The sequence below is a fragment of the Christiangramia aestuarii genome (genome assembly GCF_009735585.1).
GTDB lineage: Bacteria > Bacteroidota > Bacteroidia > Flavobacteriales > Flavobacteriaceae > Christiangramia > Christiangramia aestuarii.
Genome location: NZ_VJVW01000002.1, coordinates 774,119 through 787,299, shown reverse-complemented (window position 1 = coordinate 787,299; position 13,181 = coordinate 774,119). Strand labels below are relative to the sequence as shown.

The following is a 13,181-nucleotide window of genomic DNA, read 5'->3' as shown; positions in this document are numbered from 1 at the left end:
AACTATTTATTCGGCTTGTTTTGTCCAATCATTTAACATGCATTTGGCATTGCTCCTTCAAATTTGATATTTTTGAATATGAGCGAAAAACTAAACATAGCTTTTATTCAGCCAGACCTTAAATGGGAAGATGCTGAAGCGAATCGTAAACTTTTTTCTGAGAAGATCAACGAGATCTCCAATGAGGTTGAGCTTATTATTCTTCCGGAAATGTTCACCACGGGCTTTAGTATGAATGCCGAAAACCTTGCCGAAGAGACCGAGGCCGAGACCCTGGCCTGGCTGCGTGAAAATGCCAGGATTAAAGATAGTGCGATCACCGGGAGCGTGATCATTACTGAAAACGGAAAATATTATAACCGCCTTTTCTTCGTATTTCCAGATGGCAGTTATAAACTTTATGATAAACGCCACACTTTTACCCTGGCCAAGGAAGATGAGACCTACACCGGCGGTAAAGAACGTCTAATCGTGGATTATAAAGGCTGGAAGATATGTCCACTGGTATGTTATGATCTTAGATTCCCTGTCTGGGCAAGAAATACGGTAGATTACGACCTGCTAATCTATGTTGCCAACTGGCCGCAGAAAAGGGTCGAAGCCTGGGATGCCCTATTAAAGGCTCGCGCTATAGAAAATATGGCTTACTGTGTGGGGCTTAACAGGACCGGGAAAGACGGGGATGGATATGTCTATAACGGGCATTCCATAGCCTATGATTCCCTGGGAAAACCTCTAACCGAGCTGAACAGGGAAGATGAATTCACGGCAGAACTAAGCCTGGACAGGCAAAGCATGCTGGAAACCAGGAGCAAGATGAAATTCCTGCAGGACCGTGATAAATTTAGTCTAGACGAATAGACTCGTTGATATCCCAGTTGGCTCTTACTTCCAGGGTATCTGAAAAATACCTGATCTTTTCGGGCTGTCGCTGCTTAAGGTAGTCGCCGGTATCCCATTTCCTGTTCTCATTCTTGTCCTGGATCACTCTTACCAGGAAGTTCCCTGGATTCAGAAATCTGAAGCGGAAGCTGCTGGAACCTTCTGAGTATTGCTCTTCGATCACCTCGCCTTTGGTATCGGTTAACTGTACGATCACGGGAAAGCTTTCGAGATTCTGGATATTCAGGATAATGGTTCCGTAATCTGCCAGTTTTTTGGTCCGTAGGCTATTTATCAGTGTATCGTTGGTCTCCTCGAAAAGGTCTGTGATGGCTCCCGGCAGGGCGGTCACCTCGTAAATATTGTCTGGTGTCTTGTCGAATTTCAGTACCACTTCATTCTTTAGCGGATAAAATTCTGTGGTGAAATCTACCGCGGTGGAGTCCTTATCCATTATAGAGATGAATTCTTTCTTATGGTCCACGATCGGGGTGTTGGCCTTGAATTTAAAATCTTTGCTGATGCCGCCTGTTTCCGCATTTACGCTTAAGGAATCCCTATCCAGAGTACCCAGCCTCACAAATAAGGTATCCCTGGTTCTAGGGGTTTTAATTTCAAAGCTCAGGCTGTCGGTTTCCGGTTGCTTATTATACCAATAATAAAGACTATCGGTTTTGGGATCTTTAACGATGCGGGAAGTAAATCCTTCCGGTTTCGGCGTAAGAAGATTTATGCTAAGGCTGTCCAGCTCAGGAGAACCTTCATATCCAAATAAGATCTGGTTGCCTTTGAAATAGGCCGGCCGCTTAGGTTCAAATTCCAGTTCTTCCTTAAAAACAACGATCTCATAAGTGCTGTCTGTCGGGATGGTCACATTATCTGCAATAAAGCCTATTTTTTCCTTTTTAGGATTGAACAGGTAATTATCGTTTTTATCCATGATCCCCACCATGCGATAAGTACCGGCCTTTAGATTCTCCAGTGAAAAGGTGAAGGTAGAATCCTGGGAATAGGTAACGTATCTCGGGGTTTTCTTGTAAACAATAGAATCTGTAAAGCTGGAATCTATTTCGTAAAGCATGACCGATACCGGTTCTGAGGGAGCCTTTAATTTAGCATCCTTAACAGTTCCGGTGACCATTAATGAATCTATATAGTTCCCGGTCGAAAAAATATATTTGAAATAATCGTAGGGATTGGATTCATTATTATCTACTATGCTTCGGCCAAAATTGATGGTATAGGTGGTATTTTCTTCCAGGGTGTCGAAAATTTCGATCTTGATATCTTTCCTGGCGGTTCCCAGGGGCATGATATTCGGTTTCGGGTCCATGGGAGGCGAAATAATTATCTGTTGCTGAGGTTTATCCAGCTTGATATACTCATCAAAATAAATACGGATTTCGTCCTCATCGAAGTTGGTAGAATAGTTTTCGGGATTTGCCCTTAAGAATTTTGGCGGTTCCTCATCTATGGGACCTCCCTCTGGCATCCCCTTTTTGGCACATTGCACCATGGTAAGAATCAAGACCAATACGATTACGAATCCGGGAATCCTTTTGTTCATAAGCTAAAAACTGAAAACTTTTAGCAAAGAAACAATTATTTTGAATTACAAAGCAAAGCTTAGTAGTCAATCGGCTATTTTCAGGTCACTTTCAGTACTTTTTTATAGGACATTACAGCCTTAGAATACTCTTACTTTGAAACTAATTTACCAATAAGGATAAATTTGTAAAGAACTGTTTTTCAGTAAAATATGATAGATAATTAACAATTGGTATTTGCCTGTGAATCTGGTTTTTAATTAATTTTATACTGAAAATACTGGTGTTGAAATGACCAGGTCTGGAAATGATTTTCAAAAGTGTTTATCCTTCATCTGCTTTACAGGATTACGTCAGCCTGTACCGGATAAGTCATTTTGTGATTCCACCTAATCTAGAGGTTTTTCCCAAGCCCTATCCGCCACAGCCTGAACAATGCATGGTTTTTTATCCGCGAGGTGCAGAAATTGACAATGATTCCGAAGAGAATAAAGAAATAAAGAGACCCAGATCGGTCCTGGTAGGGCAGTTTACTCATAGGATAGACCGTAGCAGCCTGGAAAATGATTTCTTGCTCCTTTCGGTAGGATTCAAGCCAGGAGCTCTTCACCGGCTAACGGGTATTCCATTTTATCTATTAACTAACAGTTTTATAGATCTGGAATCAATTTACCCGAGAAGAGCACGTGAATTGAATAACAGTTTAAGCGGAACAGATTGCTACGAGGAGATGATCCGGCTCCTGGAAACATTTCTCCTGGAGCTTATCCGCAATCCAAAGATCAATAAAAGGCCCTCCGACAAAGTTTTTGAACTTATCGCCCAGAATAGCAGGAAATATAGTCTTGAATATCTTTCCCGGGAAGCCTGCTGGTCTCCCAGGCAGTTCGAAAGAAAATCGAATGAATATATAGGGGTGAGCCCTAAAACTTTTTCGAGGATCTCAAGATTCAATCAATCCTATCAGATGACTCTTCGGGACCTTTGTCCAAACTGGCTTGATGTATCCCTTTACTGTGGTTATCACGATTACCAGCACCTGGTGAAAGATTATAAGGATTTTGCCGGCACCACTCCCAGGAATTTTCTTAACGAAGAATCGAGATCTCTGGAACGAGTGCTTGGATTAACCTAAAAAATGGCCTACAGAATGTCGGTTTCTTACCACCATATATCCCGTGAAATCTACCAAATTTATAAGGTCAATCCCTGCGTTGTCACACTATTTGTTTAATTAATTCATTAATCATGGAAACAACATTAAGATTTTTAGGAGGATTTATGATCCTGTTCGTTCTGGGGAGCTGTGAAAAAGATGCAATAGAACCTGGGGATACAAACCTGTCTTTTTCGGCAGATGCCAAGGCGATCCAGAACTTCAATAACGGAATGATCAATTCTTACAGCAACGAAGTAGTTTTGCAGTGGTACGAAATAACCAGCCAGAATTTAGATCAGCGTTTACCACAACCCTTAGAAGTGCGTATTTACGCCATGATAGGCCTGGCGATTCACGACGCCCTCAACAACGTGGTTCCAAAATATGAAACCTATGGCCTTGATAACTCCGGGGTAGATGCCAGTGGTATCTCCAAAAAGAACATCAAGTCTATAGCAGATGCCGCGGTTTCCCAGGCCGCAAGAGATATGCTGGTACAATTATTCCCGCCTTCAGCAGCTGCTGCCAATGCCAGGCTTGGAGAGATACTTTCAGGAATCGAAGAATCAGATCTCAGGGATAGAGGGGTGGCTATTGGAAGTGCCGCCGCGGCAGCGGTAATTGCTAAAAGATCTGGTGATTTTCCACTTGGTTGGTCATCCTATACCGAGGGTTCTGCACCCGGGGAATATCAGGCCAACTATATGCCTTATGCTGTAGCTAATCCAATCTGGCCTAATAATGCCGTATTCGGGCAGAATATAGGGGAGCTTGAGCCCTTCGGAATAGAATCTGCAGATCAGTTTATAGAGGAAGCGCCTTATCCTGTTACTTCAAGCGCCTATGCGGCAGATTTTAACGAAGTGAAACTGCTGGGTTGTCTGGCCTGCCCCACGAGAACAGCAGAACAAACTGAAATAGGCTTGTTCTGGGTAGAAACCTCTTCCAGTGCAATGAACAGGCTTACCAGGAGTTTGATCGCAGAGAGGAAGCTGGATGGCTGGGAGGCTGCCAGGTTAGCCGGGCTTGTACAAATGTCTGTAATGGACGCTTATATTGCTTCATTTAAAGAGAAGTGGCACTTTAAATACTGGCGTCCCGTTACGGCTATCAGGGCTGCAGATGCCGATGGAAATGATGCCACTGCAGGAGATGCTTCCTGGACTTCTGTACTGCCAACCCCACCTAACCCGCAATTTCCGCAAACTTCTGCTTATAGTGGAGGAGCAGTAGCCGAAATTTTAAGATCATTCTTCCATAGTGACCAGTTGAATATGGATGTTACCAGTCCATATACCTCACCCGGGGTGACCAGGCATCTTAAGACCTTTTCAGATATGGCCCATGAAAAAGGGATTTACGGAATCTACCTTGGGCACGAGTTTAGGTATGGAACAGAAATTGGCGAAAAGCACGGCAGAAAATTAGGGAAATACGTTTTTGAAAATAATCTAAGAGAACTTAAGAAGATCTAGTTACTCTAAACTCTGCACCAAAGGTTCGACCCTAATCCCGGTCGGACCTTTTTTTATTTCTATTAAGCTTGGCTGGGATTAAAATCACTTCAATTTTTGAATTTGATTTAGCCCAAACTCTGCAATATTGCGTCCTGCCTGCAACACCGAAAGACCATTTTTATGTCGTTTTTATACCACCACCCGGTGAAGGAAAATCTTCAATTTTATGGTATTAATCCCTGCGTTGTCATACTAATTGTTTAATTAAATCATTAATCATGAAAACAACTTTAAAATTTTTAGGAGGACTTATCATCCTTTTTGGCCTGGGGTCCTGTGAAAAGGATCAGTTAGATTCTACAGACCCAGACTTACCGAACTCTGCCGATGCCAAGGCAATCCAGAACTTCAATAACGGAATGATCAATTCCTACAGCAGTGAGGTGGTCGTTCAATGGAGCGAGCTATTCAGCCAGTCTATTGACGATAGAATGCCACTGCCGGCAGAATCTAAGATCTATGCCATGGTTACCCTGGCCATGCACGATGCTTTAAATAATGTGGTTCCAAAATATGAAACCTATGCGCTTGATAATTCGAGTACAGATGCAAGTGGAATTACCAAAAAGAATATACATACCATAGCAGATGCTGCAGTTTCGCAGGCAGCCAGGGATATGATAATTCAGTTGTTTCCTGCCTCTGCAGCAGCTGCGAATGGTAGATTAGATGCAATTCTCTCAGGACTGGAAGATTCAGAGCTCAAGACCCGTGGGATTGATATTGGAAAGGCCGCGGCTGCAGCGGTGCTTGCAGAAAGAGCGGGGGATTTTCCGCTGACCTTCCAAACCTATATCGGAGGAACCCAGCCCGGAGAATACAGGGTAGATTATGAACCTTTTGTTGGGCCGGGACCATTCTGGCCGGCGAATGCTGCTTACGCTTTTAATATGGGCGACCTTACCCCTTTTGGTATAGAATCGTCAGATCAGTTCCTGGATGAAGAACCTTATTCATTAGATTCGGCTGAGTATCTGAAGGATTACAACGAGACAAAAGCCCTTGGATGTGAAGATTGCCCTGCAAGAACAGAAGAACAGACCGAAATTGGTGCCTTCTGGATAGAGAGTAATGCCAGTTCGATGAACAGGTTAGCCAGGAGCCTTATAGAAAAAAGAAAGCTTGATGGCTGGGAGGCTGCAAGGTTACTTGGCTTGGTAGAAATGGCCGTCATTGATGCCTATATCGCTTCTTTTGAAGGAAAGGCCCAATACAGGTTCTGGAGACCAGTTACAGCTATTAGGACTGGAGACTCAGATGGGGTGGAGGCAACAGTAGGAGACGTAAACTGGACCTCTAGTTTCTTTACTCCTCCAACAGCAGAATATCCTTCTACCCATGCTTATGCCGGAGGTGCTGCTGCAGCGGTCTTTAAAGCATATTTCAATTCTGATCATATAGATCTGGAAGTGACCAGTCCGTATTATTTACCCGGAGTTGAACGGCATATCAATAGCTTTTCTCAAATGTCTTATGAGACCGCTATTTCCAGGATCTATATCGGCTATCATTTTAGACACGCTATAGAGGTTGGAGAAAGACAGGGAAAGGAGCTTGGGAAATATGTTTTTGAAAATAATCTAAGGGAGCTGAAGAAGGTCTAATTAGAGAAGAATAGAATGGATAATTGCAGGCCCGGCCGGATCAATGGACGGGCCCTTTTTTTAGGGAAAAAATCAGTCGGTAATGGCCATGGTAGCGATGCTCAGCTCTATACCCGGGATCTCCAACAACTTATGGGCGCAGGCTTCCAGGGTGGAACCGGTAGTTACCAGGTCATCTACTACAAGTATATGTTTTCCAACAGCCTGTTCGCTATTTTGAATAACCAGGGTGTCTTCCAGTTTTCCCCAGCGCGACAGTCGGTCTTTTAGGCTCTGGGTTTGGGTCGAGCTAACCTTCAGTAGCAGATTGTCAACATATTCCGCATTCAGTTGTTTTGCGATCTCTTTTCCAAAGTCCTCCACCTGGTTATATCCTCTTTCTTTCAGCCTGCTTTTATGCAGGGGCACAGGTATTACCAGGTCTATTTCACTATAATCTGGTACAGCTGCAAGTTCTTCACCCAGCCACTTCCCCAGATAGGCTCCAATCTCACGGTGCCCCCTGTATTTAAGGTCGTGAATAAGGTGCTGAACACCGGCTTTTTTTCGAAAATGCAGTAATGACGTTGCTTTTGCTATCTTTACCCGACCAAAAAATACTTTTTTTACAGGGTTGTCGTTATCAAGATGATAATTGGTGATCGGAAGATCGTGCAGACAGGAGGTGCAAATAATGTGTTCATTTTTGAGCATTTCGGCCTCGCAAATGTGACAGAGTCTGGGATAAAGAAGATCAACGAAATCGTGAAACATTTGTTAATGCCTTGTAGCTTACTTAGTTAAAAATCTAAATTTACGAACTAAATTAAACTTATGATGACAGAAAAAAAGAACAATACCGCATTGAAGGTTTTAACCGGTATTCTTGCTGTAGCCCTGGTTGCGCTTAGCATTTATACCATAAAATTCTATAATGAGGAAAAAGAAAATAAAGAGATCCTGCAGAAGGAAAAGGCGGTGATCGAGGATGAACTTAATGAGCTTATCGTAAAATACGATGAGGCCATTGAGGAAAACGAGATCATGGACCAGGACCTGGTAAATGCGAGAGATCGAATTTCTAGATTATTGGATTCTGTAAAAGATAATGAAGCTAACCTGGTATTGATCTCCAGGTATCGTCGTGAGATAGGAAACCTGAAGGCTGAAAAAGACCGTTTGTTCAGGGTTGTAGATAGCCTAAGCGCCGAAAACCAGATGCTAAGTACCAGCCTGGACAGCACCAGTGTAGCTCTTCAGGAAAGAACCAGGTTGTCTGATTCCTTGAAAACAACAAACCAAAGCCTTTCTACCAAGGTAGATAAAGCCTCGAGGCTAAAACTTACCAGCCTTTCAGGAGAAGGGGTGATCGTTAGGAATAGCGGGAAACTGGTAGAAAATGATAATAACCGTAGGGTAGACCAGATTAGAACCTGCTTTACCATTACTGCCAACGACCTTGCCGAGCCGGGAGAAAAGAACATGTATGTTCAGGTTTACAACCCCGAGAATGAGCTTGTAGGAGACGAGATCGTGGTTCAGCATGAAGGAGGGACCATGGTTTACAGCGCGGCATCCAAGGTTTTTTATGAAAATGAAGAGCTGGATGTTTGCATCCTGGCTAAGACCATTGAAGACAGGTTGCTGGAAGGGAATTACAAGGTATATGTGTATAACGACGCAATGCTTCTAGGAACTGGAAGCTTTACCCTGAAATAATTAGATATTAATAAATAAGCCACCGCCTTGGATATTATTCAGGGCGGTTTTTTTATTTTTGCGCCATGGCAAAACAAGAAGATCTTTTTAAGAACGTAATCTCCCATGCTAAGGAGTATGGGTATATTTTTGCATCCAGTGAAATCTATGACGGGCTAAGCGCCGTTTACGATTATGGACAGAACGGAGCAGAATTAAAGAAGAATATCAAAGATTACTGGTGGAGGAGCATGACGCAGCTGCACCAGAATATCGTGGGCATCGATGCGGCTATCCTGATGCATCCAACTACCTGGAAGGCTTCCGGGCACGTAGATGCTTTTAACGATCCGCTTATCGATAACAAGGATTCCAAGAAGCGATATAGAGCCGATGTGCTGGTAGAAGATCATGCCGAAAAGCTTCTTCAGAAGGCCGAAAAGGAGATCGCGAAAGCTAAAAAACGTTTTGGCGAAGACTTCGATGAGGAGATGTATAAGGAAACCAATCCTAGAGTTCAAAGATATCTTGGGGAGCGTAAGGAAATCCTGGAGCGATTGGCCAGGTCACTAACCAATGAAGACCTTGCCGATGTAAAGGCCCTCATCGAGGAATTAGGCATTGCCGATCCTGAAACCGGTTCCAAAAACTGGACAGAAGTAAGACAGTTCAACCTGATGTTCGGAACCAAGCTGGGAGCTTCAGCAGATACTGCCACAGACCTTTACCTGCGTCCGGAAACCGCTCAGGGTATTTTCGTGAATTTCCTTAATGTTCAGAAAACGGGTAGAATGAAGATCCCATTCGGGATTGCCCAGATAGGTAAAGCCTTTAGGAATGAGATCGTTGCGAGACAGTTCATCTTCAGAATGAGAGAATTCGAACAGATGGAGATGCAATTCTTCGTAAGACCGGGTGAAGAGCTGGAATGGTACGAGAAATGGAAAGAGACAAGATTAAAATGGCATAAATCGCTAGGCCTTGGAGAGGAGAACTATCGTTTCCATGATCACGAAAAATTAGCGCATTACGCCAATGCCGCAGCAGATATAGAATTCGATTTCCCATTCGGCTTCAAGGAACTGGAAGGTATACATTCAAGGACAGATTTCGACCTGAAGGCCCACGAGGAGCATTCTGGTAAAAAGCTGAGGTTCTACGATCCTGAAATGAAAGAGAACTACGTGCCTTACGTGATCGAAACTTCGATAGGTCTGGACAGGATGTTTCTGGCCGTGCTTTCATCATCCCTTAAGGAAGAAGACCTGGGAGATGGCAATACGAGAACAGTGCTGAAGTTGCCGGCTGTACTTGCGCCAACCAAGGCTGCCATTCTTCCACTGGTGAAAAAGGATGGGCTTCCTGAGCTGGCCCAGAAGATCGTGGACGATCTTAAATGGGATTTCAGGGTTCAGTATGACGAGAAAGATGCCATTGGTAGAAGATACCGCCGCCAGGATGCCGCGGGAACTCCGCTTTGTATCACCGTAGATCATGATTCACTGGAAGACAATTCGGTAACCGTAAGATTCCGCGACACTATGGAGCAAAAAAGAGTTAAGATCGGGGAGCTGGACGCACTGATTAGAAAAGAGACCGACTTCAAGACCTGGATGAAAGATTTCGAGGTTTAGAGACCTGGTTTTCACATAAATTTAAAGAGGGCAATTAATGTATTAATTGCCTTTTTTTATTTCAGTTATTATCTTAATTCCTATTTTTAGGGAATTATTGTAGAATACTCCTTAAATGATGAAAAAATTACTTTTCCTACTTGTCTTAAGCTTCGTTTTTCATCTGGATTCAGTATCACAAACTAACGAGATCGCAGGTCCTGCCTTTATAGATTCTGCCAGTGTGGTTAAATCTGGTCCTCTTTCTAAAGCCAGGCTGATACCTTCTCTAAAGAAACCAAAAATTTTCAATCCTCGTAAAAGAGGTATCAATAAAGTAGTGCCGGGGAAAGGGTTGCCAAAAACGGTGAACCCTAACCTGCAAACCAAAAAGGGAGATATTCCCGCAAAATCTCCGCTATTGATCTTTGACGGAGCTATCTCCAGGTCTACCCCTACAGATCCTACCGGGGCTGTAGGTGAAGATTATTATGTGAATGCCTGGAATTCTGAATTTGCCATTTGGGATAAATCTGGAAATAATGTGGTTCCCGGTTCTTCGCTTTCAAGTATTGGCGGGACCTTTACCAATGAAACAGACGGGGATCCCATCGTATTTTACGATGAGGCTGCAGACAGGTTCATTTTAATGCAATTTAGTGCCGAAGACGGATCTTCGACTCCTCCTGCTTTGCTTTTTGCAGTGGCAGACGGTTCAGATCCAGTGAACAGTGGGTGGAACACCTATCGCTTTGACCTTGAGTCTTTACCAGATTACCCGAAGATCTCCATGTGGGAAGATGGTTATTATATCACCACCAATAAAGACGCACTTTCTCCGGAAGGCCGTGAAGTTGTCTATGTACTGGAAAGAGATAAGATGCTGGAAGGTGCAAATGATGTTAGGATCATAGGATTTCCTTTACCGGGAATATTTAACAACGGTTTTTACAGTCCCGCCGGTTTCAGCGTGGTTGGTAAAGACCTACCTCCGGCTGGCAACGCTCCTATAATATACCTTCAGGATGATAAATGGGCCGGGGTGAACCAGGACCATTTAAAATTATGGCTTATCAATGTAAACTGGAACAATCCAGCCTCTTCTACTATTTCTGAAAGCCAGGAGATCACCAATGGAATAACTCCTTTTGAGGCCACTTTTGATGGTGGCGGATTTCAGAATCTTCCCCAGCCTGATGGGGCAGTAGATATAGACGCCTTGCAGGGAGCCATGATGTATATGACCCAATACCGCAGGTTTGCAAACTATAACTCTGTAGTGATGAATTTCGTGGTAGACGTGGAGCCTTCGCCTGCCAAACATGCCGGGATACGATGGTATGAACTAAGGCAGCAGGCCGATGGACAGCCCTGGACGGTTTATCAGGAAGGGACCTATGCACCCGACGCCAGCGACCGCTTTTCGGGAAGTATCGGGATGGACGCTAAGGGGAATATCGGGCTTGGATTTACCGTGGTGAACGATGATGCCCGCGACCCGGTTTACCCTTCGATAAGATACACAGGACGTTTTTCTAACGACCAGTTAGGCTTGATGACCCTGGAAGAACAGTCTATAGTAGAAGGAAATAGTCCGCAGCCTAGCTCTTCTGGGAGGTATGGCGATTATGCTCATTTAAGTATAGATCCCGTAGATGGGGTAAGTTTCTGGCATAATGCGGAATATTTTGAAGGCCAGGATCGGGTGAATAAAGTAGGTGTCTTCAGGTTTGCCGCGACCGAGCAGAACGATGTTGGCCCGGTTGCCCTGGTAACTCCCGAAGATGCAGCTTTAACCAGTTCTGAACAGATATCTGTGAGCATACGTAATTTTGGACTGGGCGCCCAGTCTAATTTCGAAGTTAGTTATAGCATTGATGGAGGTCCCGAAGTGACCGAAACTTTTACCGGGAGCCTGGCTTCCGAAAGTTCAACGGTATTTACCTTCGATGAGCCTGCCGATCTTTCTGAAGTAGGAAATACTTATACCATTACCATTTCCACTAGTCTGGATAGTGATTCCAATTCCAATAACGATTTGATAGATGCCCGTGTGAAGAACCTTCCTCCACGTGATGTTGGGGTAACCTCCATCGACACGCCGGTGACTTCAGAGAATCTTAGCGCTAGCGAAACTGTAACCATTACCCTGGAAAATTTTGGAGGAGAGCCACAACAGAATATCCCGGTAAGTTACCAGGTTGGAAATAATGCACCAGTGATAGAAACCTTCGAACAAACCCTGGAAGTGGGAGATTTTGCGGTCTATACTTTCGACAGGCCGGCTAATTTTGAAGCTTCAGGCAGGTACGCCGTCCAGGCAAGCACCTTGCTCGAAGATGATTTTGATACCTCAAATGATACTGAAACCACAGCCGTTTCAAATCTGGATTGTATTCCTGAAGGATCTGATTGTACTGCCGGTGACGGTATCTTTTATTTTGAACTGGGAGAGATCTTAAACGAAAGGATCCCCTGTACCGATGGCTATGCAGATTTTTCAGAAGGGACCACAGACCTGGATAGATCTGATGGAGAATTCACGGTGACAGTGAAAACAAATTTTGCCGATGGTACCGTAGAGCAATTTTCCATGTGGATAGACTTTAATGATAACGCTGTTTTCGAGGACGATGAGAGGGTGATAACCTCTGAGGTTATCCCGGAGATCAATCGTGCTTTCTCTTATGATTTCAGTATACCCGCAAACGCCAAATTAGGGCAGCACCTATTGAGGATACGTGGTGGTGATACCAGTTTTCCTGGTGATCTTAATGATCCCTGCTCGGTCATGGCCTATGGAACAACTCATGACTATTCGGTGAATATCATCGATTCTACTCTAAGTGTGAAGGATTTCATCCTGGATGAAGCTGAACTGGTGGTGGTGTCCTACGGCAATAACCAGTACCGGGCAATCATGGAAACCAGTTTCGACGAGCCACTCAGGATCACAGTACATAATATTGCAGGGCAGAAAATGATCGAAAACAAGATCGAGAACGACGGGGATGCTTATGTGTATGAATTCGATATGTCTTATGCGGCCACCGGGGTTTATCTACTACGGGTAGGAACCTGGGATTATGGTAAGGTAAAGCGCTTTATTGTAAAATAACATTACAGTTTTACCGAAAATTAAAAGCAGTCTTGGATTTAGTCGAGATAGCCTTATTTTTGAG

General features: G+C 43.9%; 9 protein-coding genes. 7 read left to right on the top strand and 2 right to left on the bottom strand.

Features of this window, described 5'->3' with window-relative positions:
* Nucleotides 1-78: 78 nt before the first annotated feature.
* On the top strand, nt 79-861 hold the full coding sequence (locus tag FLP08_RS07570; RefSeq protein ID WP_156275553.1) for an amidohydrolase: 783 nt from the start codon (nt 79-81) through the stop codon (nt 859-861).
* Here FLP08_RS07570 and FLP08_RS07565 read toward each other — a convergent pair.
* Complete coding sequence (locus FLP08_RS07565) at nt 845-2,449, bottom strand: Ig-like domain-containing domain (protein WP_156275551.1); 1,605 nt, start codon at nt 2,447-2,449, stop codon at nt 845-847. The genes FLP08_RS07570 and FLP08_RS07565 overlap by 17 nt on opposite strands.
* Nucleotides 2,450-2,736: 287 nt before the next feature.
* Between FLP08_RS07565 and FLP08_RS07560 the strand changes: the two genes are divergently transcribed.
* The 3 genes from FLP08_RS07560 to FLP08_RS07550 all read left to right on the top strand — a co-directional run bounded on the left by FLP08_RS07560 (nt 2,737) and on the right by FLP08_RS07550 (nt 6,709).
* Nucleotides 2,737-3,564 (top strand): helix-turn-helix domain-containing protein, encoded by an 828-nt coding sequence (locus FLP08_RS07560; RefSeq protein ID WP_156275549.1) that lies wholly within the window; start codon nt 2,737-2,739, stop codon nt 3,562-3,564.
* 113 nt (nt 3,565-3,677) lie between these two features.
* Complete coding sequence (locus tag FLP08_RS07555; protein ID WP_156275547.1) at nt 3,678-5,063, top strand: vanadium-dependent haloperoxidase; 1,386 nt, start codon at nt 3,678-3,680, stop codon at nt 5,061-5,063.
* Between the two features lie 260 nt (nt 5,064-5,323).
* Nucleotides 5,324-6,709: a vanadium-dependent haloperoxidase gene (locus tag FLP08_RS07550; protein ID WP_156275545.1), complete on the top strand. Its 1,386-nt coding sequence runs from the start codon at nt 5,324-5,326 to the stop codon at nt 6,707-6,709.
* Between the two features lie 72 nt (nt 6,710-6,781).
* Here FLP08_RS07550 and FLP08_RS07545 read toward each other — a convergent pair whose 3' ends face one another.
* Entirely contained in the window at nt 6,782-7,462 is a 681-nt protein-coding gene (locus FLP08_RS07545; protein WP_156275543.1) for a ComF family protein, read from the bottom strand.
* Nucleotides 7,463-7,522: 60 nt separating this feature from the next.
* Here FLP08_RS07545 and FLP08_RS07540 point away from each other — a divergent pair, with 60 nt between their 5' ends.
* From FLP08_RS07540 to FLP08_RS07530, 3 genes are all read left to right on the top strand, one after another.
* Nucleotides 7,523-8,407 (top strand): DUF8428 domain-containing protein, encoded by an 885-nt coding sequence (locus tag FLP08_RS07540; protein ID WP_156275541.1) that lies wholly within the window; start codon nt 7,523-7,525, stop codon nt 8,405-8,407.
* A 65-nt stretch (nt 8,408-8,472) separates the two neighbouring features.
* Nucleotides 8,473-10,020: a glycine--tRNA ligase gene (locus tag FLP08_RS07535; RefSeq protein WP_156275539.1), complete on the top strand. Its 1,548-nt coding sequence runs from the start codon at nt 8,473-8,475 to the stop codon at nt 10,018-10,020.
* 115 nt (nt 10,021-10,135) lie between these two features.
* Complete coding sequence (locus tag FLP08_RS07530; protein WP_156275537.1) at nt 10,136-13,117, top strand: GEVED domain-containing protein; 2,982 nt, start codon at nt 10,136-10,138, stop codon at nt 13,115-13,117.
* Nucleotides 13,118-13,181 lie beyond the last annotated feature (64 nt).

Excerpts from the sequence above, each read along its gene's own strand:
- FLP08_RS07570 (WP_156275553.1), top strand. The coding sequence starts at position 79 with ATGAGCGAAAAACTAAACATAGCTTTTATTCAGCCAGACCTTAAATGG.
- FLP08_RS07565 (WP_156275551.1), bottom strand. The coding sequence starts at position 2,449 with ATGAACAAAAGGATTCCCGGATTCGTAATCGTATTGGTCTTGATTCTT.
- FLP08_RS07560 (WP_156275549.1), top strand. The coding sequence starts at position 2,737 with ATGATTTTCAAAAGTGTTTATCCTTCATCTGCTTTACAGGATTACGTC.
- FLP08_RS07555 (WP_156275547.1), top strand. The coding sequence starts at position 3,678 with ATGGAAACAACATTAAGATTTTTAGGAGGATTTATGATCCTGTTCGTT.
- FLP08_RS07550 (WP_156275545.1), top strand. The coding sequence starts at position 5,324 with ATGAAAACAACTTTAAAATTTTTAGGAGGACTTATCATCCTTTTTGGC.
- FLP08_RS07545 (WP_156275543.1), bottom strand. The coding sequence starts at position 7,462 with ATGTTTCACGATTTCGTTGATCTTCTTTATCCCAGACTCTGTCACATT.
- FLP08_RS07540 (WP_156275541.1), top strand. The coding sequence starts at position 7,523 with ATGATGACAGAAAAAAAGAACAATACCGCATTGAAGGTTTTAACCGGT.
- FLP08_RS07535 (WP_156275539.1), top strand. The coding sequence starts at position 8,473 with ATGGCAAAACAAGAAGATCTTTTTAAGAACGTAATCTCCCATGCTAAG.
- FLP08_RS07530 (WP_156275537.1), top strand. The coding sequence starts at position 10,136 with ATGATGAAAAAATTACTTTTCCTACTTGTCTTAAGCTTCGTTTTTCAT.